Origin of the sequence: Flavobacterium erciyesense (assembly GCF_018069925.1) — a bacterium.
GTDB lineage: Bacteria > Bacteroidota > Bacteroidia > Flavobacteriales > Flavobacteriaceae > Flavobacterium > Flavobacterium erciyesense.
In genome coordinates, this window is record NZ_JAGPXB010000016.1 from 67,162 (window position 1) to 86,789 (window position 19,628).

The 19,628-nt window shown below is 35.8% G+C and carries 17 protein-coding genes; 9 read left to right on the top strand and 8 right to left on the bottom strand.

What is annotated here, in order from left to right; genetic code table 11:
* Window positions 1-35: 35 nt before the first annotated feature.
* Together KBJ98_RS13720 and mnmE are read right to left on the bottom strand one after the other, a co-directional pair.
* Window positions 36-452 (bottom strand): helix-turn-helix domain-containing protein, encoded by a 417-nt coding sequence (locus KBJ98_RS13720; protein ID WP_210791470.1) that lies wholly within the window; start codon window positions 450-452, stop codon window positions 36-38.
* Between the two features lie 230 nt (window positions 453-682).
* Window positions 683-2,083: a tRNA uridine-5-carboxymethylaminomethyl(34) synthesis GTPase MnmE gene (gene mnmE / locus KBJ98_RS13725; protein ID WP_210791472.1), complete on the bottom strand. Its 1,401-nt coding sequence runs from the start codon at window positions 2,081-2,083 to the stop codon at window positions 683-685.
* Window positions 2,084-2,251: 168 nt separating this feature from the next.
* Here mnmE and KBJ98_RS13730 point away from each other — a divergent pair, with 168 nt between their 5' ends.
* The 3 genes from KBJ98_RS13730 (at window position 2,252) to KBJ98_RS13740 (ending at window position 6,053) form a co-directional block, all read left to right on the top strand.
* On the top strand, window positions 2,252-3,091 hold the full coding sequence (locus KBJ98_RS13730; RefSeq protein ID WP_210791473.1) for a universal stress protein: 840 nt from the start codon (window positions 2,252-2,254) through the stop codon (window positions 3,089-3,091).
* 198 nt (window positions 3,092-3,289) lie between these two features.
* Window positions 3,290-5,062, top strand: a complete 1,773-nt coding sequence (locus tag KBJ98_RS13735) for a MutS-related protein (protein ID WP_210791474.1) — start codon at window positions 3,290-3,292, stop codon at window positions 5,060-5,062.
* A 70-nt stretch (window positions 5,063-5,132) separates the two neighbouring features.
* Window positions 5,133-6,053: a hypothetical protein gene (locus KBJ98_RS13740; protein ID WP_210791475.1), complete on the top strand. Its 921-nt coding sequence runs from the start codon at window positions 5,133-5,135 to the stop codon at window positions 6,051-6,053.
* Between the two features lie 55 nt (window positions 6,054-6,108).
* On the opposite strand, the gene dnaN is transcribed toward KBJ98_RS13740, so the two are convergent.
* The 5 genes from dnaN to KBJ98_RS13765 all read right to left on the bottom strand — a co-directional run bounded on the left by dnaN (window position 6,109) and on the right by KBJ98_RS13765 (window position 11,091).
* Window positions 6,109-7,227: a DNA polymerase III subunit beta gene (gene dnaN, locus KBJ98_RS13745; protein WP_166137668.1), complete on the bottom strand. Its 1,119-nt coding sequence runs from the start codon at window positions 7,225-7,227 to the stop codon at window positions 6,109-6,111.
* Window positions 7,228-7,451: 224 nt separating this feature from the next.
* Entirely contained in the window at window positions 7,452-9,137 is a 1,686-nt protein-coding gene (gene gldG / locus KBJ98_RS13750) for a gliding motility-associated ABC transporter substrate-binding protein GldG (RefSeq protein WP_210791476.1), read from the bottom strand.
* Window positions 9,137-9,862 carry a gliding motility-associated ABC transporter permease subunit GldF gene (gene gldF, locus KBJ98_RS13755; RefSeq protein WP_210791477.1) on the bottom strand — a complete coding sequence of 242 codons (726 nt, stop codon included), beginning with the start codon at window positions 9,860-9,862 and terminating at the stop codon, window positions 9,137-9,139. Before gldF ends, gldG begins: the two co-directional genes overlap by 1 nt.
* A gap of 66 nt (window positions 9,863-9,928) precedes the next feature.
* A complete protein-coding gene (locus tag KBJ98_RS13760; protein WP_210791478.1) occupies window positions 9,929-10,225 on the bottom strand; it encodes a putative quinol monooxygenase in 297 nt (98 codons plus the stop codon).
* A gap of 26 nt (window positions 10,226-10,251) precedes the next feature.
* Window positions 10,252-11,091, bottom strand: a complete 840-nt coding sequence (locus tag KBJ98_RS13765) for an SAM hydrolase/SAM-dependent halogenase family protein (RefSeq protein WP_210791480.1) — start codon at window positions 11,089-11,091, stop codon at window positions 10,252-10,254.
* A gap of 121 nt (window positions 11,092-11,212) precedes the next feature.
* Between KBJ98_RS13765 and KBJ98_RS13770 the strand changes: the two genes are divergently transcribed.
* From KBJ98_RS13770 to KBJ98_RS13790, 5 genes are all read left to right on the top strand, one after another.
* Window positions 11,213-11,722, top strand: a complete 510-nt coding sequence (locus KBJ98_RS13770; protein WP_210791482.1) for a hypothetical protein — start codon at window positions 11,213-11,215, stop codon at window positions 11,720-11,722.
* A 21-nt stretch (window positions 11,723-11,743) separates the two neighbouring features.
* Window positions 11,744-12,694, top strand: a complete 951-nt coding sequence (locus tag KBJ98_RS13775; RefSeq protein WP_210791483.1) for a PhoH family protein — start codon at window positions 11,744-11,746, stop codon at window positions 12,692-12,694.
* Between the two features lie 184 nt (window positions 12,695-12,878).
* On the top strand, window positions 12,879-13,703 hold the full coding sequence (locus KBJ98_RS13780; RefSeq protein WP_210791484.1) for a Cof-type HAD-IIB family hydrolase: 825 nt from the start codon (window positions 12,879-12,881) through the stop codon (window positions 13,701-13,703).
* 26 nt (window positions 13,704-13,729) lie between these two features.
* Window positions 13,730-16,075 (top strand): S9 family peptidase, encoded by a 2,346-nt coding sequence (locus KBJ98_RS13785; RefSeq protein ID WP_210791485.1) that lies wholly within the window; start codon window positions 13,730-13,732, stop codon window positions 16,073-16,075.
* A gap of 95 nt (window positions 16,076-16,170) precedes the next feature.
* Window positions 16,171-17,127 carry a phosphoribosylaminoimidazolesuccinocarboxamide synthase gene (locus KBJ98_RS13790; protein ID WP_210791486.1) on the top strand — a complete coding sequence of 319 codons (957 nt, stop codon included), beginning with the start codon at window positions 16,171-16,173 and terminating at the stop codon, window positions 17,125-17,127.
* A 210-nt stretch (window positions 17,128-17,337) separates the two neighbouring features.
* Here the strand turns inward: KBJ98_RS13790 and KBJ98_RS13795 are convergent, their stop codons facing one another.
* On the bottom strand, window positions 17,338-18,426 hold the full coding sequence (locus tag KBJ98_RS13795; RefSeq protein WP_210791487.1) for a M42 family metallopeptidase: 1,089 nt from the start codon (window positions 18,424-18,426) through the stop codon (window positions 17,338-17,340).
* An 81-nt stretch (window positions 18,427-18,507) separates the two neighbouring features.
* On the opposite strand from KBJ98_RS13795, the gene KBJ98_RS13800 reads away from it, so the two are divergent.
* Window positions 18,508-19,179 (top strand): DUF4294 domain-containing protein, encoded by a 672-nt coding sequence (locus tag KBJ98_RS13800; RefSeq protein WP_210791488.1) that lies wholly within the window; start codon window positions 18,508-18,510, stop codon window positions 19,177-19,179.
* Window positions 19,180-19,628: the final 449 nt, after the last annotated feature.

Below are 19,628 nucleotides of genomic sequence, written 5' to 3' on the forward strand. Positions count from 1 at the left end.
ATTTTAAATTTATCTTGTATTTGCTGTATGGTATACTAGTTTTCTAAATTGTAATCGGTCATTAAATCGATTTTATTTTTTTCTAATATTTTTAGATTTACATCAAAATAGAAATCGATATCTTTTCTTCTAATAGTTGTTTTTCTTTCAGAGAAGTTGAAGGAATTGATATCATTGCGTTCGATAAGTCTATATATCGTTTTTGGTGACATATTCAATAGGAGAGAGGCCTGCCTTACTGTTAAAAAATCTCTGTCTTTAACTGGTTCTTTAATCTTGTTAACTTTCAAAAAAGTCTCTTTATTACTCGCATTAATTTTTATGCTCTTTTGCCTTGATCGATATACTTTTTTGGTACAAGCCATCGAGCAATATTTTGTCACTGTAGTTCTTGCAATAAACTCTTTTTTGCATTGTTCACAGACTCTTATAATTTCAATATTTGAACTCATATAAAATGCTTTATGAATACTTAGGGATAATTAAGAGTAAATAAGGGTAAATAAGGGACATCATTTGACTCTATTTTTCAAATATATACAAAAAATTAAATCGAGGTACAATTTAGGTACAAAATGATGCAAAAAATGCCAAAATTGAACAAAATAAAAAAGTTGTAAAAATGAAAAAACCCTTTAAAATAAAGGGTTTAGTGTGTTTTGTTTTGTGTTTTTTTGTGGTGCTATTTGCCGATACAGAAATTCGCAAATATATTCCCCAGCAATTCATCATTTGTCACCTGACCGGTAATCATCCCGAAATGGTATAATGCTTCACGGATATCAAGCGCCATCAAGTCACTAGAAAGGTTGGTTTCAAGGCCGTATTTTACTTTGCTAATCTCATCAAGAGCTTTTAATAAGGAATCATAATGACGGGTGTTGGTCACAATGGTCTCATTGTTCCGCAAGGCACCAGTGTTGACAAAGGAAAGCAATTGGTTTTTGAGTTCGTCAATGCCAATTTTTTGTTTTGCACTTAATAATACTTGCTGCACGTTTAACTTGTCAAGTTGCTGGCTGATAGAATCTCTTTCCTCAACCGAAATTAAATCTATTTTGTTGATTACAACTAGTAATGGTTTTAAAGGATATTTATTTTTTACTTTTTCAATTTCAAGGATGTACTCTGAACCTGAAACTTGAAACCTGAAACTTTCAAACAAATACAAAACCACTTGCGCTTGTTCTATTTTCTCAAAAGTTTTTTGAATACCTATACTTTCTACGTAGTCTTTGGTTTCGCGAATACCAGCCGTATCAATAAAGCGGAAACCAATGCCGCCAATGACTAACTCGTCTTCGATTGTATCGCGCGTTGTTCCTGCAATGTCCGATACAATGGCGCGTTCTTCGTTTAGTAAAGCATTCAAAAGCGTCGATTTTCCTACGTTAGGCTCGCCCACAATAGCAACAGGAATTCCGTTTTTAATTACGTTACCCACCGCAAAGGAATCAATCAAGCGTTTTAGGACAAACTCAATTCTATTCAACAATTCGTGAAACTGGGTTCTGTCTGCAAACTCTACATCTTCTTCGGCGAAGTCTAATTCGAGTTCGATAAGCGAAGCAAAGTTTAAAAGCTCTTCTCTCAATTTGGCAATTTCGTTTGAGAATCCGCCACGCATTTGCTGCATCGCAATTTGATGGCTGGCTTCATTGTCTGACGAAATTAAATCGGCTACCGCTTCGGCTTGGGATAAATCCAGTTTTCCGTTCAAGAAAGCACGTAGGGTAAACTCACCTGCATCGGCCATTCGGCATCCTTTTCTAAGCAATAACTGTATAATTTGCTGCTGAATATAAGTTGATCCGTGACAAGAAATTTCTATGGTATTTTCGCCGGTATAGGAATTTGGTCCTTTAAAAACAGAAACCAATACTTCATCGAGCGTTTTGGAACCATCTACAATATGACCTAAATGAAGGGTGTGAGTTTTTTGAGAGACTAGATTTTTATTTTTTATCGATTTAAAAACACTATCAGCAATAGGAATAGCATCTTGACCAGAAATTCGTATTATAGCAATTGCTCCTGCGCCAGATGGTGTGGCAAGGGCAACGATGGAATCTTGAGCGATCATGTTGATTTATTTTTATACAAAAGTAACCAAAATTGGTGGGAGCGCAAGACAACTCCGTCACTGAAAAATAATTTTAAAATAGTGATGCTATTATGACAAATGTCATACTTCAAGCGCAAGTAAGAGCCTACCTTTGTTACAACAACTAATCTCTTAACTTTAAATGTTATGAAAAAAATTCTTTTCCCTACCGATTTTTCTCCTGTTGCCACAAATGCTTTTGTACATGCCTTAGAATTTGCAAATAAAGTAAAAGCTGAAATCGTATTGTTGCACACCTTTGATGCGCCTAGTTTTGACAGTTCGTTTTTTCCACCTAATTACACCATTTTATACAACTCAGTCGAGTTGACTAATTTTGAACAGTTCAAAGATGAGGTTCCTAAATTGCGCGCCATTGCAGAAGAACGCAATTTGCAGCACATTACATTATCGCATAGATTGACTGAAGGCGATTTGACCTCTTGCATTTTTGATATTACTCAAGATGAAGATATTGATTTTGTGGTCATGGGAACTAATGGAGTGCAAGGTTGGGACGATTTTTTTGCGGGCACCAATACGGCAAACATTATAACTGACGGAACTGTTCCCGTATTGTGCGTTCCTGGGGATGCTGAATACAGACCCATTCACCAAATTTGTTTTACGACTCGATTTAGAAAAAAAGACAAAAAAGCTTTAAAACAGGTTTTGGCTATAGCGCGCAAAACAGGAGCTAAAGTAAAATGTTTGTATGTAAAAACAGCTAATTCTGATGTTGTCAAAGATACGATTAAAGCTTGGGAAGATGAGTTTAGTGCCGACCCAGTAGAATTTCACGTTATGATTAGCGATGACGTTCAAGGTTCTATTTACGATTTTATTCAGCAAAAAGACATTGATATACTCACTTTGTTACATTACAAAAGAAGCTTTTTGGCAAGTATTTTTAATTCGAGTTTAACCCGAAAAATAGCCAATTACACTGATTTACCAATTTTAGCCATTCCTGCCGAGGTAGAGTAGAAAAGAGCTGTTTTGTGGCATAGTTGTCAATTTTTAATAGTTGCTTGTATTGTTTTTCGAATGTGAAATCGTTTGATGAGCAAGGGAGGCTTTTAAGTTATGGTTATTGCGTAACTTGTAGTATAGCGGCGTCACTGTTTTTTTGAGAAAGGAGCGCTCCATGCAATTTCACTATATTTGCTTTTCAATTTTATTACTATGCAAATTTATAATTCAAAACACGCTCTTTTTACTGCCGAAGCACTCGTTTTTTCAAGAAAGCACAACACAATCAGTATAGGTAGATTACTGGTGGTTGTGCTTTTTTTTGTGGGTCTTTACTATTATAATCAAACAACAGACTCAATGTATGCCGTAGCAGCTGCAATTGGTTTCGTGTTATTTATAATTTTAATGCGAATACATACTACACTTGGCATAAAAAGGAAATTGAATCAAGCGCTGATCGATATCAACAAGGATGAAATTGATTATTTAAACGACAGTAGTATCCCTTTTAAAGATGGTGTAGCTTTCAATGACTTTCAGCATCCGTATGCGTATGATTTGGATATTTTTGGAGCGCATTCGTTATTTCAAAATATAAATAGAACTGCTACACATATTGGAGAGAAAACCTTGGCGAATCGTTTATTGACTGTTGCAACTCCTTTAGAAATAGAACAGAATCAAGAAGCCATTCAGGAATTAGCATCAAAAATCGATTGGCGTCAAGAGTTTTTAGCCCTAGCAAAAGTAGGTGACGACAGTGCTGCTAGTTACGAAAGTTTGCTCCGTTGGAAATCATTCAACAGTGCACCGCTGCCACGTTGGATTGTAGTAATAATGTATGCTACTCCCGCCTTATTTTTGGTTTTGTTGTTAGTGTATGCTTTTACATCTAATGCTTATTATGCCACTCTTGCAGGCTATGTTTTTGTGTTCAACTTGATTATTTTAGGCCGTGTTGTCAAACGAATTATGGCTGATGTTGCCACTTCAACCAAAATTGATGCGATTATTTTTCAATACAGTTTGCTACTGCAAAAGATAGAGCAAGAGTCGTTTACATCCCAAAAATTAAATCAATTACAACAGCAGTTATCGAGCAGTCAAAGTACAGCAAGCGCACATTTAAAATACTTGTCGGAATTGTTCTCAAGGATGGATAGCATAGGTAATTTTGTAACAGCTACTGTTTTTAATGGTACTTTTCTTTTTAATTTACACGTATTTAGGCAGCTTTTGCACTGGAAAAATACGCATGGAACTGAACTTCCTAAATGGTTACAAGTGATTGGCGAAATAGAGATGCTGAATAGTTTGGCTAATTTGAGCTACAATAATCCGGATTTTGTATATCCGGTGATTAACGATAAGTATCAAATTGATTTTAAAGATTTGAGTCATCCTTTACTAAATTCTCGAAGCAGAGTAACCAATGAGGTGTCTTTTCACCCACAGTCATTTTTAATTTTAACGGGCTCGAACATGTCGGGCAAGAGTACATTTTTACGTAGTTTGGGTGTCAATATGGTTTTGGCCGGAATTGGCGCTCCTATTTGCGCTACTGCTGCCAATGTACATCCGTTACCGGTTTTGGTTTCGATGCGTTTGTCTGATTCATTGGCAGATAGCGAATCGTACTTTTTTGCCGAAATTAAGCGCTTGAAGCAAATTATGGACGAGCTTGAAAGTCAACCCGCATTTGTTTTATTGGATGAAATATTACGCGGAACGAACTCAGATGATAAACGAAACGGAACGATTGAAGTAGTAAAAAAAGCCATCGGTAAAAAAGCCATTGGAGCCATTGCTACTCACGATATCGAAGTGTGTTTGACTACTAATGATTACCCTAATGTTTTAACTAATAAATGTTTTGAAGTGGAGATTATTAATGATGAACTACACTTTGATTACAAACTGCGTGACGGAATTTGTAAAAACAAAAGCGCTACTTTTTTAATGAAAAAAATGGGAGTGATTTAAATAAAATGATATTTAAGTATTTATTTACAATAAATGACTATTTTTAGAGTAAAATTGAATTTCTAAAACTATGAAAAAAAATATTTTTTATCTCTGTTTTCTTTTAAGTACTCTGCTTTGTTTTGCTCAGCATCATACTTCCGGTGTTTCAAAATCTGCCACTTTCATGAATTCTAAAAATTTTAAAGAACTTCGAAAAAAGAATAAAGAAATTGATTCAGTAGGTTTTTTTGTAGATAAAGCTGATACGTTGATTGAGGTTTCAGGCTATGAATTAAAGGGAGTTAGAGTGGCTTATGAAGAAAAAGATTCCGTCTTTTTAGAAAGGTACAAACAGCTTGTTTACAACAAAAAATATCAAAGAAAAGAAGATAGATTAGCGCCAACAATGAAAATATGGAAAGATATAATTAAAATTTACTTCGATAAATCAGTAGATAAATATTATAAAAACCATCTCGTTGATTTTGCCAAATATCTTGACAAGGAAGTTGATTCTTTAAAAATCAGTTTTGTAAAAAATAAAGAAGAGTCAAACTATGTTATTTATGCAATTGAGAATGGAACGGATGCCAATTTAGATCCTAGAATTTTAAGTAAAGACGGTTACTATTTAAATTGGAATAGCAAGCAAAATATTAATGCTTGCACTTTAAAAATGAATAAGCAGAAAGATTTAGGCGATGAGCAAATCTTAACTGATACAAAAATTCTTTTTTTACGATCCTTAGGTTATTTTTTTCAAAATTATGACAGCAGTAATTGTAGTAGTTATTTTTCAACGTGTAAAAATGAAAAGAAAGTGTTTGATAAGAAAGATTTAGAAATTCTAAAATATCATTACTCTTACGGAATTTGTAAAGGGACTAATATTGAGACATTCGAAAAAAATCATAAAGACGCCAAAGAAGCGTTGAAAAAAGGCAATACAAAAATGCATTTCGTACACGAAAATTTAGCAATAAAAAAACCGCTTTTCAAATCTGAATAGCGGTTTTTTTCAATATAAAAATGGTTTGGTTAATAGCGTATATTAAATGGTAATCTTAGCTGTTAAGCATTACTGGCATTACCAGCATGGTAACGGTTTCACCTTCTTCTAATCCATCAACTGGAGTTAAAATTCCGGCTCTGTTTGGTAACGACATTTCAAGCATAATCATATCCGATTGTAAGTTGGTCAACATCTCAGTTAAAAAACGAGAATTGTATCCTATTTGCATGTCATCACCTTGATAGTCACAAGTCAATCTTTCTTCAGCTTTGTTTGAATAGTCAATATCTTCTGCCGAAACGTTCAACTCAGCTCCAGCAATTTTCAAACGAATTTGATGTGTAGTTTTGTTCGAAAAGATAGCCACACGACGTACTGAACTCAAAAATTGAGAACGGTCTATCATTAATTTATTTGGGTTTTCTTTCGGTATTACAGCTTCGTAATTTGGATATTTACCATCGATTAAACGACACATCAAAATGTAATTATCAAAAGAAAAAGTAGCATTCGAATCGTTATATTCAATTTTTACTTCAGCATCAGAACTTCCTAAAATATTTTTTAAAATAGTCAAAGGCTTTTTCGGCATGATAAAATCCGCTACTTGAGATGCAGTTACATCTGTACGAGCATATTTTACTAACTTGTGTGCATCAGTTGCAACAAAAGTTAATCCTTGTGGCGAAAACTGAAAAAACACTCCCGACATTACCGGACGCAAATCATCATTTCCAGCTGCAAAAATGGTTTTGCTAATTGCAGTAGCTAAAACATCAGCAGGAACTAACGTAACAGATGGATCTTCTAATTGAACTGATTTAGGAAACTCTTCACCAGGTGCATACGCCAAAGCATACTTTCCGGAGTTAGAACTAATCTCGATAGTGCTATTTTCTTCAACAGTAAAAGTCAAGGGTTGTTCCGGAAATGTTTTCAAAATCTCAAGGAGCAATTTTGCTGGCACGGCAACGCTTCCTTTACTTTCGGAATCAATTGTCAATGATGCAGACATAGTTGTCTCTAAATCAGATGCAGAGACTGTCAAAACATTTTGGTCTAAATCAAATAAGAAATTATCTAAAATAGGTAAGGTATTGTTGCTGTTAATTACATTACCTAAAACTTGTAATTGTTTCAATAAGTACGAACTCGATACTATAAATTTCATCTGTTTTATTTTATTTTTAAAGCCTTTTCATCTGTCAAAAAAGCGATAGGGTGTACAAATATATCGTAAACTATTCTAGTATGGAAACTTTTTTATTAACATATTTCTTTAAAAAAAAGCTTTTCAAACTCTAGTTCTTGCTTTGGCTATCAAGGCCTTGCTATTGTTGGTTTTACTATTTTAAAAGTTGTTTAAATCAACTGAACAAGTAGTTGCACTAGATGCTATTTACTGTATGTTTTTTTACGAATATAGGTAAATAACAATCCAAAAACTAGCAATACCACAAGCGGCAGTCCAATGGTGATTAACTGCGTTTGGGTGTAAGAGGCATATACTTTTTCTTTATCCAACAATGGCAATGTCAAGTCTTTGCTGCGAATGTTAATAAGTCCAGTATCGTCAAGTAAATAGTTTACGCAATTGATCATGAAATCTTTGTTGTCGTAGACATTTCCAGAGCGTTGGTCAAAACCTAGTTCTACTGGTTGGAAATTTTTATCTAACTGATTTTTGACTAAATCGCCATCCGAGATCACGATCATTTTAGTTGGTTTTCCACTGCCTTTAAATTTATTTTGTTCAAATGGCAGTACTCTGTTTTCATAAACCGAGTGAAAGTCTCCTTCTAAAAGTACTGCCATTGGCAGGTTTCCTTTATTTAAATATTCTTGTGGAGAACTGTTTTCGGTTACAATATTCAAGTTTACTTCGGCTGGTGTTCCTATTTTTTTCGAATAAGGTGACGATTGTAGCAAAACTGTTTTTTTGATGCCGTTTTTCAAAGTGTCAATCGGATTGGCAAAGTCAAATTTGATGCCGCCTAAATTTTTCACAATTGGATGCGTGCTTGTAGGGTACACTTGCGGTGCGAATTTCCAATTGAATTCTTGGTATTGTGTGGCAGATCCTTGCTCGCCCGACGCCAGTTTAATTGGACTTCCTTGTTCGTCTTTTATCAAATCAGGATTAATTCGGAAACCGTATTTAAAAAACATATCGTTTAATCCTAAATCGCGAGGGTAGGCCAATGTAGCGCCAGCATCATTGTATAAACTATCCATTTCTGCAACCACTTGATCTACCAACCACAAAGTTTTCCCTCCGTTCATGATAAATTGATCAAGGACTTGTTTTTCAGAATCGGTAAAGGTTTCAGTTGGTTTGGCAATCACAGCCAAATCGTATTTTGTAAGTGCTTCTAAACTTGCAACGGGACTTTTGGCAACCGAGTCCAAAGTAAATGGTCCGATGTAATAGCTTTCACGTACTTGTAATAAAAATTTTGCCATCAAAATGTCCTGCAACTCGCCGTTTCCTTTAATAACGGCAATTTTCTTTTGCTTGGCTTTGATAATTTTATTCAAACCATCTGCAATTGAATATTCAAGGTGTTGCACAGAACCAATTACTTTTTGAGTTGTAGATGCGCCCATCATGTTTTTAAGTAAAGGAATATTCACCTCTTTGTTGTTATAAACGGCAATTGCCCATGGAAAAACCATCGCTTGTGATTGTTTTCCTTTATCATCAACGGTAATGTTGATTGGGGTAAGGCCTTTGCGGTATAGCTCTTTTATGTTGTCCATACTGCTTTCCTCATTCTCTAAAGGATCAACAAATTCAAATACAATATTGCTGTTATAGGCTTGAAATTCTTCTAAAAGTTGTTTGGTTTCTACCTGTAATCTTTTGAATTCTGCAGGTAAATCGCCTTGCAAGTACACTTTAATTGACAGCGGATTATCAACTTGTTTTATGATTCCCAAAGAGGTTCCTGATAAGGTGTAACGTTGGTCTGCCGTTAAATCAAAACGCTGAAAAAACGAACGACTAAGTACATTGACAACAAGTACAATTGCTAAAACGAGTAGTACTGATTTGATGTTATTTTTTCTAAAAGATGTCATTACGATTTGAAAGATTTTAAATTAAAAACAGTAAACGAAAGGAATAGTACCGCAATGCTGCAAAAGTAAATGATGTCTCTGCTGTCGAGTACACCGCGGCTCATACTTTTAAAATGATCTTGCATTCCTAACGAAGCTACAAACGAAGATCCTATAGGTAAAATGGAGGAGAATCCTTCGAAACCGAAATAGAAAAAGAAGCATAAAAAAATCGCTACAATAAAAGCTACGATTTGATTATCAGATAGGGTAGAGGTGAAAATCCCGATGGCTGAATAGGCCGCAATGAGAAAAAACAACCCAAAATACGAACCAATTGTGCTGCCCATATCAATGTTTCCTTCGGGTAAACCCAATGATGAAATGCTAAATACATAGATAAATGTGGGGATGATTGCCAAAACAATTAAAGCAATGGCGCCAATAAATTTACCATTTACGATGCTCCAAACTGAAAGCGGTTTGGTTAACAATAGTTCTAAGGTTCCTTGTTTTCGCTCATCAGAAAAACTGCGCATGGTTACGGCCGGAATTAAGAAAATCAAAAGCCATGGCGCCAGCGTGAAAAACGGTGTTAGATCAGCAAAACCGGTATTTAAGATATTGTATTCTCCTTCAAAAACCCACAGAAATAGGCCGTTGATTATTAAAAAAATAGCGATTACTAAATAACCTATCGGTGAGCCGAAAAAGGATTTAATTTCTCGTAAAATGATTGCTTTCATTTGATGTATTTAAAAATTGAAAAAAGTACAAATGTACCCTTGCTGTTCAACACTTAATATTTGATTTTATTGTAAAGAAGCTAGTTTATCAACGCTCCAAGCCTCTGGTTTGTCATTAAAAAAAGCTTTTGTGTATGCCCAAACTTCTTTAAAAAGAGCTGAGTTTCGATAGTTTTCTAAATCAGCTTCGCTTTCCCAATAACTATAAGTAAAAAAAACGCTCGGGTTGTTTTTATCTTGATACAATTCTAAAAAACGATTGCCCGGTGAATTGCGTATTTTGTGCTTTACTTCTTCAAAGTTGCTCAAAAAAGCAGGAATATGCTCTTGATGAAAACTTAATTTTACGATGCGTACGAACATGAATTATATTTTACAGTTTTGATTTTTTATTTGTGTTCTGATTTAAATTGAATAGTAATAACGTCTCTGTAATTTAATCCCAAAAGACTACTTGCTGAGCCCACTTTTGACGGATTACTTCTAAAGATGGCAATTTCTAAAAAACCAGCTTCGTTAAAAAGTGCTAATTTTTCCCCTTCGTATGATTTTATTGGGTACTTGTCAGAGTGCGCCACTGCTGAATAATTAGGCAAAATAGTTTTTATGTTTTTGGTTTTTAAAATAATCTCGTAAGGTCTGCCTTTAGCAATTTCAAGAAAATATTTTTTCAAGATATTGGTCACCACGTTGCCAAAATGATCAATATAAATTACGTGTCCTTTGATAGTATTGCCAGCATCGGTTGTGGTTGCTTCAAAATTAGTTAAAGGTTTTATTTGGTCTATTTCGCGACCTATAACACTCAAAGCGCCGCCTTTAGCCAAATGGCAAGCCACTTTTACAAACACATCCAGATCAGTGGCATCAGTAGGAAAACGATCGTGAATATTGATTTGAACAATTTTCTGCGGAATAATTTTTTGCGATAGTATGCTTAAAATACCATTATCGGCTGCAATAAAAAAGTGATCGTTCCATTGCATTACAATATGCTGATTCTCTTTATTAAGTTCAATATCTACACCAATAAGATGTACCGTTCCCTTAGGAAAACTACTGTACGAGGCTTCAATTATGTAACTGGCTTCTAATGTGTTGAATGGGTCAATATCGTGCGAAATATCAATAATTTTAGCCTCTCCAAATTCAGATAAAATTTTCCCTTTCAATGCACCAACAAAGTGATCTTTCAAGCCGTAATCGGATGTAAGGGTAATTATTGACATAATTTTTTTTCTAAATATTGCTGTTTTGTAATCTTAAATTTGCTTAAATTTGAGAAACGCAAAGCTAAAGTATTTTCAGCGTTATTTTAAATAGAATTTTCAATTTGAATCAGTTGTCACTATGAAGCAAAAAGTTTTTTTTCTACTTGTATTAAGTCTGTGCTTAAAATCGTGGAGCCAAACCTTAGTTTACAAGGGAAATGGAACTGTTACCAACCAAAAAAATACAGTATTAACCCCAAATTTAGTGCGTATTGCACTAGCTGAGAATCCAGATTTGTTGAAGGAGTATAACATAGGGCGACGCAAGAAAACAGTGGGTAATACTATGTTGTTAGCTGGTCCCGTGCTTGTGGGTGTTGGCGCAATGGCATATGTCATATCTAATTTTGATTCTGGCATGAATCCTGGCTATGATGAACCTAAAAACACAGTTCCCAAAATCATGATGGGTATAGGTTTGGCAGCAATGCTTATTGCGATTCCGGTTAAAATTGGTTTTTCAAAAAAGATCAAAAATTCCATAGCGCAATACAATAATCGGCAAGGAACAGCTTCTGAAACAAATATTAACAATTTGGAAATTGTTGGAAATACAAACGGCATAGGTTTGCGATTAACTTTAAATTAAAACAACTAAATAAACTATCATTTGAACGAACGAATTATCGAGCTCATAGACATCGCTCCAAAAGAGTTTTGGGGCGCTCAAGACACTCATCTTGAAACTATTAAAAAATATTATCCCAAGTTAAAAATTGTAGCTCGCGGTACAACTATCAAAGCTTTTGGTGAAAAAGAAGTTTTAGACGAATTTGAAAAACGTTTCGAGCGCTTAATGCTCCACTTTACCCGATACAATAATATAGATACAAATGTTATTGAGCGAGTTATCATGGGTGATGTACAAGAGGACCGAAAGTTTCAAGCGCAAGACAAGATTTTAGTGCACGGTGTAGGTGGTAAAATAATAAAAGCCATGACGCCAAATCAGCAATTACTTGTTGATACGCTCGAGAAAAACGATATGGTCTTTGCGGTAGGACCTGCTGGGACCGGAAAAACATACACCGGAGTGGCTATGGCGGTTAAAGCTCTAAAAGAAAAACAGGTAAAAAGAATCATTCTGACCAGACCTGCTGTTGAAGCTGGTGAAAATCTCGGTTTTCTGCCCGGTGATATGAAAGAAAAACTAGATCCTTACATGCAACCTTTGTACGATGCTTTGCGAGATATGTTACCTAATGAAAAATTAGAAGATTATATCTTAAAAGGAATTATTCAAATTGCGCCTTTGGCCTTCATGCGTGGACGTACACTTGACAACGCCTTTGTTATTCTTGACGAGGCGCAAAACACTACGCATTCGCAAATGAAAATGTTTCTGACTCGAATGGGTAAAAGTGCCAAATTCATGATTACAGGTGATCCGGGTCAAGTCGATTTACCTCGCCGAACAATTTCAGGATTGAAAGAAGCCCTTTTGGTACTAAAAGACATTGACGGAATCGGAATTATTTACCTAGATGATAAAGATATTGTGCGTCATCGTTTGGTTAAAAAAGTAATTGATGCCTATAAAATGATCGAGAACAACGATTAATTTAGTGGTTGATTCCATCGTTACAAAAAAGCGTTTTTGATTCAAACTGGAATCAAAAACGCTTTTTAAATTATAACAGTTTTCAACATTCCATTTTAATTTCGTCAATAAAAGCTGTTGCAATCTTTTTATTTCTATGAAAAATGCAATAAATTTGAAAAGAATAAAAACTTCTTTTTTACTAATGGGTTTACAACACAATATAAAAGTCGTGGTCACAGATCTCGATGGTACGTTATTAAATGAACACCACCAGATTGCACCCTACACCAAGAGTGTTTTTCAAGAGCTACATCGCCAAAATTTTTTAATTGTCATAGCAACAGGACGCCATCATTTAGATGCAATGCCCATTGTATCCAAAATTGAACTGCCTTTTTATTTGGTTACCTCAAACGGAGCACGAATTCATGCACCTAATCAAGAGTTACTTTTTTCGGTAAATATGCCCAGTGAGTCCGTTCAATCACTTCTTTCAGCAGCAGTTGATCCTGAAATTACTACGGTGCTCTTTCGAGAAAAAGTATGGTTGACCAATAAACACAACGACAAACTAAATGCGTTTCAACCAAAGGTTCATTACCACCCTGAATTAGTTGATTTTGCAACTCTTGAAGATTTCACGGCTATTAAAGTATTTTTTACCCATCACAAACACAGCAAGCTTTTAGAATTGCGGCAACAAATTTTAGAACAGCACGAAGGGCGTTTCAGTCATGCCTTTAGTTTGCCGTATTGCTTAGAATTTATGGAGAAATCGGTAGATAAAAAGACAGCCATCGACAAAATCCTAGAATTAGAGAATTTACAATTCGAAAATGTAATTGCGTTTGGCGACGGATACAATGATGAGCAAATGTTATGCGCTGCCGCTCAAGGAAAAATTATGGGCAATGCACCTGAAAGCCTTCAAACCAAATTGGCTCATTTAGAAGTGATAGGGGATAATGTTCAAGAAAGTGTTGCAAAGTATTTAAAAGAGCATGTTTTATTGCCGGTTACAAATTAAATAACTAATCTAAAAAAAAACGAACTATGATAAACAAAAAAATACTATTGCTTTTTGGAGTGCTTTGCTTTTCGTCTATGCAAGGGCAAAAGCTGAAGATGGAAGAAATAATGAAAGGTAATGGTTTTATTGGTGTTTCACCCGAAGGCGAACGTTGGTCTGTTGATGGACAACAAGTATTCTTTGAATGGAATCCCAATAACGAATTAGGAACTTCAACTTATTTCTGGAAAAAAGGAATGAGTAAACCTGAATTAGCAACAGCAGCCCAAGCCAGTTTTTCGAGATTGGACTTAAAAAAAGCAGCTAACTCGGATTTACATTATTATTTAGACAAAGGGCGTTTGTTTTCATATGATGCAAAATCGAAAACAACTAAGAAGCTAGTTCAAATGAGCACACCAATTGCAAACTTACAATTGGGTGCTGAGTCGGCCGTTTTGTTTTTCAGACAAGGAGATAATATTTTTCAATACAATCAAAAAGAAGGCTCTGTGGTGCAATTGACTAATTTTCGCAAAGGAAGAGGTGAAGAGCCAGCAACAGAAAAGGAATCGTTCTTGAAAAAACAACAAACGGAGTTGTTTCAGTTTGTTAGAGATCAAGAGGCGTTGAAAAAATGGAACGCAGCCAAAGCAACAAAATCGGATTTTGCAAAACCTTATTTTTACGGGAAAAATACTTTAGGAAGTTTAAAATCGCACCCAAAAGGAACTTACGCTACTTTTCGATTAGTGGAAGATGCGGAGCGCAAGTCGGAAAAGATGGAGGTTTTTATTACCGATGATGGGTATAATGATATCGAAAACACAAAAGAAAAAGTATCCACGGCTAATTTTGTGAATACCAAATTCGGAATTTACAGCGTGGCCAAGGATTCCGTTTACTTTGTTAATTTTTCAAAATTAAGTCACATTCAAGATGTGCCTAAATATTTGGCTGATTATCCTGCTACAAAACCTTCTGATAAAAAGGATAAGTTAATCGTAGTACAAGAACCCGTTTACAATGATGAAGGAACTTTTGCGGTATGCGACATTCGCAGCCAAGACAACAAAGACCGTTGGATTGTGAGTTTGAATCTAGAAAACGGAACTTTTGAAGAAATAGAACACCAACATGACGAAGCTTGGATAGGGGGTCCAGGAATTCCTTCGAACGCATTTGGCAGAGGAACACTTGGTTTTTTAGCAGATAATGAAACTATTTATTTTCAATCAGAAGCTACCGGCTATTCGCATTTGTACACTTATAATCTAAAAAGTAAAAATAAAACACAACTCACAAAAGGCAACTGGGAAGTTCGTTCTGCAGTATTAGCCAAAGACGAAAAGACGTTTTACTTGACTACCACAACAACGCATCCTGGAAACAGAAGTTTTTACAAATTAGATTCGAATAAACCAGTTTTACAGCCAATTTTGGTAAAAGATGGAGCGCATGAAGTATCACTTTCTCCTGACGAAAGTACTTTGTTGGTTCGTTATTCCTTCAAAAATAAACCTTGGGAACTTTTTGTCGGACCAAATACTGCCAATCCAAAGTTGCAACAAATTACAAATTCTACAACATCAGCTTTCAACGGATACGCATGGCGCGAACCTGAAGTGATCACGATTACAGCACAAGATGGAACTCCTGTAAATGCTCGTTTGTACAAACCGGAAGCGGCAAACGCAAACAAAGCGGCGGTTATCTTCGTTCACGGCGCAGGATATTTGCAAAACGCACACAATTTTTGGAGTACGTACCACAGAGAATATATGTTTCATAACCTTTTGGTCGATTTAGGCTACACCGTTTTGGATGTAGATTACAGAGGTAGCGACGGTTACGGACGTGATTTTAGAACCGGAATTTACCGTTTTATGGGAGGTAAAGATTTAACCGATCAAATTGATGGTAAAAAATACTTAGTAAACAATTTAGGTATTGATCCAGCTCGAGTAGGAATCTACGGAGGTTCATACGGAGGGTTTATCACACTTATGGGAATGCTTACAACGCCGGGTGAATTTGCATCGGGTGCAGCATTACGCTCAGTTACAGATTGGGCACACTACAACCAAGGTTACACAGGAAATATTTTAAATTTCCCTGAAACAGATCCAGAAGCGTACAAAAAAAGTTCGCCAATTTATTTTGCGGATAATTTAAAAGGCGATTTGCTCATGCTACACGGTATGGTAGATGATAATGTGGAGTACAAAGATATTGTACGTTTGTCACAACGTTTCATTGAATTAGGAAAGAAAAAATGGAGTTTAGCCAGTTTTCCAGTTGAAGCACACGGATTCAAGGAAACCTATTCTTGGGTTGATGAATACAGCCGAATTCTAGATTTGTTCAACAGCACTTTACTTAAAAAATAAATCAAAGCAAGTAGTAAAGCTTCCGAGTTTTTCTTTGCGAAACTCTCTGAAATAGTTTTAAATTTGCATCTATAAAAACACACACAACAAACACAATGAGCAACACAATTACAACTACTGATTTTAATTTTCCGAACCAAAAATCGGTGTATCGCGGAAAAGTAAGAGAGGTGTACAACATCAATGACGATCTTTTGGTTATGGTAGCTACTGATAGGCTTTCAGCTTTTGATGTGGTTTTACCAAAAGGAATTCCGTATAAAGGTCAAATTCTAAATCAAATTGCTACCAAATTTATGGAGCTAACTCAGGATATTGTCCCTAATTGGTTAATTGCAACTCCTGATCCTAATGTAGCAGTAGGTCATTTATGTGAACCTTTTAAAGTAGAAATGGTAATTCGTGGTTACTTGTCAGGGCATGCAGCTCGTGAATATGCTCTTGGCAAAAGAGAACTTTGTGGCGTAGCTATGCCAGAAGGTTTGAAAGAAAACGATCGTTTTCCGGAACCAATTATAACACCAACTACCAAAGCCGATAATGGAGAACACGATGAAGATATTTCTCGCGAAGCAATTTTGTCAAAAGGAATTGTAACTGAAGCAGATTATTTAGTTTTGGAAAAATATACGCGTGCCTTGTATCAAAGAGGAACTGAAATTGCGGCGAGTAGCGGATTGATTTTGGTAGACACTAAATACGAATTTGGGAAAACTAAAGATGGCGTTATTGTTTTAATTGATGAAATTCATACGCCTGATTCTTCTCGTTATTTCTATGCTGATGGATACCAAGAGCGCCAAGACAACGGGCAAGAACAAAAACAATTATCAAAAGAATTTGTACGCCGTTGGTTGATCGAAAATGGCTTTCAAGGTTTAGACGGACAACAAATTCCGGAAATGACAGAAGAATATATTGAATCTGTTTCTGAAAGATATATTGAATTGTATGAAAATATTTTGGGTGAAAAATTCGTCAAAGCTGATATCACACAAATTGATGCACGCATAGCAAAAAATGTAAACGAATATTTATCAGCAAAGAGCTAGATCCTATTTTGTATTAAATATCAAAACGCCATTCAAAATTTTAATTTTGAATGGCGTTTTTTATTAACTCCTCTTTTTGAGTTTTAAAAATAAAAGAATCGAAGTTCTGTATTGAATTCCGGTTTGCTAGCCCCGATAAAAGCGGCATCCTTTTGCTGGCTTCTTTAGCCAGCAAAAGATAAAGCGGATAGCGGGATGAGCTCCTAAAAATTATTTGAAGTAAGAAAAAGTGTCTTCGTTATCTAATTTTAGTAATGTTTCGTAAATCAATTTGATTACATTTTCAACATCGTCACGGTGTACCATCTCTACAGTGGTATGCATGTAGCGCAGTGGTAATGAAATCAACGCCGATGCAACGCCGCCATTGCTGTATGCAAAAGCATCGGTATCAGTACCTGTTACTCTCGACGAAGCCAATCGCTGAAAAGGAATTTCTTTCTCAACTGCAGTGTCTAATATCAATTCTCTCAAATTATTTTGAACTGCTGGAGCGTAGGTTACGACTGGACCTTTTCCTATTTTGGTGTCTCCTTCAATTTTTTTATCAATCATAGGAGTAGTCGAGTCGTGGCATACGTCAGTTACGATGGCAACATTTGGTTTGATGGTTTTGGTAATCATTTCGGCACCGCGCAATCCTACTTCCTCTTGCACTGAGTTGGTAATGTACAAACCAAACGGAAGCTTGATGTTGTTTTCATGCAACAAGCGCGCTACTTCGGCAATCATAAAACCGCCCATACGGTTATCAATAGCTCTACATACAAATTTGTTGCCGTTCAAAACTGTAAAAGTATCTGGGTAGGTGATCACGCAACCCACATGTACTCCAAGCGCTTCTACTTCAGCTTTGGTTTCGCAACCACAATCAATGAAAATATTGGTAAGTTTAGGAACCTCTTCCTTATCTCTCATCCGTGTATGAATGGCAGGCCAACCAAAAACTCCTTTTACGATACCATTTTTAGTATGAATGTTAACGCGTTTCGATGGGGCAATTTGATGGTCTGATCCACCATTTCGAATCACATAGATTAATCCGTCTTCAGTTATGTAATTAACATACCATGAAATTTCATCAGCATGCCCTTCAATAACTACTTTATAAGGTGCGTCCGGATTAATAACTCCCACGGCCGTACCGTAGGTGTCGGTAATAAAGGTATCAACATAAGGCTTTAAATAATCCATCCAAATGCGTTGCCCGCTGCTTTCGTATCCTGTAGGAGAAGCATTGTTTAGGTATTGTTCTAAAAAGGTCAAAGATGACTCCTTTAATATAGATGTAGTGCTCATAAAATTATTTTTTTGCTAAATTATAAATTTGGCACTACACTTGCAGATATATTGCATAATTTTGATTTGAAATTTTTACCCATGAAACAAGTTTTTTTCCTCTTTTTCTTTACAATTGGTCTGTCGTCTGCTTTTTGTCAAGTTATACCCAAAGATACTACTCAAATCGCCTTTGAGCTAGATGAAGATTATAATCCCAATGATACCATTAAGCTTCCAGAAATCTTTATCTCCAAAGAGAAACTAGATCCTGAGGCAAAAAAACAGTTTTTACTCTTGCAGAACAGAGTGCTCAAAACGTATCCGTATGCCAAATTGGCTTCGGAACGATTGACTAACCTTAATATGGGTATGGCAAATTTGAAAACCAGTAAGGAAAAGAAAAAGTATTTTAAGATAGTAGAGACCTATTTAACCAATGAGTTCGAAGCCAAGCTTAAAAAACTATCTCGCAAACAAGGTCAAATTTTAGTTAAGTTGATTCACCGTCAAACAGGAAATACCACTTATGAGTTGGTAAAAAACCTTAAAAGCGGTTGGAAAGCCTTTTGGTCCAACACCGCTGCCAGTTTATTTGACATCAATCTCAAGACCAAATACCAACCTTACACCGTAAATGAAGATTATTTAATCGAAACAATATTGGTGCGTGCTTTTGAATCGGGCCGATTACAAAATCAAAAACCTGCACAACCTGTAGATTTTGATAACCTTAATGAATCCTGGATAAACAAAGCCGCTAAGGCACAGTAGGGCGTTCCGCCCTTCTTGCTCTTGCCTTTTGATTTGGCAAGCGCAAGATAGTCGTCGGGCTATTCGCTACAAGTCCTCGCCACTCCCTCAAGACGGTCGTAGCTGTGGGCTTTCCGCTGCTATCCCTAACGCGAGCTGCACATTTAAGAAACGAATTTTTCAATTGCTACTTATATAGAGATTAAAACACAGCCACATTTAAGACTATATATAGCGAGACCAATTAATAAATCACCAGCGATCACGGCCTAATTTCTTAAGTTAATACCCAAAACCACCCCAACAATCGCAGCGATGAAAAAAACTTCTTCTCTAACCTTATTGATTTTAAGACAATTAAAAAATAGTTTAAAATTAAGTTTAGAAAAGTCTTGTAAAAGCGAATAAAGGTTGTAGTTTTGCACCCGCAATCAGCGCAACGTTCTACTAAAAACCTGAAACAAACGAGA

Excerpts from the sequence above, each read along its gene's own strand:
- KBJ98_RS13720 (WP_210791470.1), bottom strand. The coding sequence starts at position 452 with ATGAGTTCAAATATTGAAATTATAAGAGTCTGTGAACAATGCAAAAAA.
- mnmE (WP_210791472.1), bottom strand. The coding sequence starts at position 2,083 with ATGATCGCTCAAGATTCCATCGTTGCCCTTGCCACACCATCTGGCGCA.
- KBJ98_RS13730 (WP_210791473.1), top strand. The coding sequence starts at position 2,252 with ATGAAAAAAATTCTTTTCCCTACCGATTTTTCTCCTGTTGCCACAAAT.
- KBJ98_RS13735 (WP_210791474.1), top strand. The coding sequence starts at position 3,290 with ATGCAAATTTATAATTCAAAACACGCTCTTTTTACTGCCGAAGCACTC.
- KBJ98_RS13740 (WP_210791475.1), top strand. The coding sequence starts at position 5,133 with ATGAAAAAAAATATTTTTTATCTCTGTTTTCTTTTAAGTACTCTGCTT.
- dnaN (WP_166137668.1), bottom strand. The coding sequence starts at position 7,227 with ATGAAATTTATAGTATCGAGTTCGTACTTATTGAAACAATTACAAGTT.
- gldG (WP_210791476.1), bottom strand. The coding sequence starts at position 9,137 with ATGACATCTTTTAGAAAAAATAACATCAAATCAGTACTACTCGTTTTA.
- gldF (WP_210791477.1), bottom strand. The coding sequence starts at position 9,862 with ATGAAAGCAATCATTTTACGAGAAATTAAATCCTTTTTCGGCTCACCG.
- KBJ98_RS13760 (WP_210791478.1), bottom strand. The coding sequence starts at position 10,225 with ATGTTCGTACGCATCGTAAAATTAAGTTTTCATCAAGAGCATATTCCT.
- KBJ98_RS13765 (WP_210791480.1), bottom strand. The coding sequence starts at position 11,091 with ATGTCAATAATTACCCTTACATCCGATTACGGCTTGAAAGATCACTTT.
- KBJ98_RS13770 (WP_210791482.1), top strand. The coding sequence starts at position 11,213 with ATGAAGCAAAAAGTTTTTTTTCTACTTGTATTAAGTCTGTGCTTAAAA.
- KBJ98_RS13780 (WP_210791484.1), top strand. The coding sequence starts at position 12,879 with ATGGGTTTACAACACAATATAAAAGTCGTGGTCACAGATCTCGATGGT.
- KBJ98_RS13785 (WP_210791485.1), top strand. The coding sequence starts at position 13,730 with ATGATAAACAAAAAAATACTATTGCTTTTTGGAGTGCTTTGCTTTTCG.
- KBJ98_RS13790 (WP_210791486.1), top strand. The coding sequence starts at position 16,171 with ATGAGCAACACAATTACAACTACTGATTTTAATTTTCCGAACCAAAAA.
- KBJ98_RS13795 (WP_210791487.1), bottom strand. The coding sequence starts at position 18,426 with ATGAGCACTACATCTATATTAAAGGAGTCATCTTTGACCTTTTTAGAA.
- KBJ98_RS13800 (WP_210791488.1), top strand. The coding sequence starts at position 18,508 with ATGAAACAAGTTTTTTTCCTCTTTTTCTTTACAATTGGTCTGTCGTCT.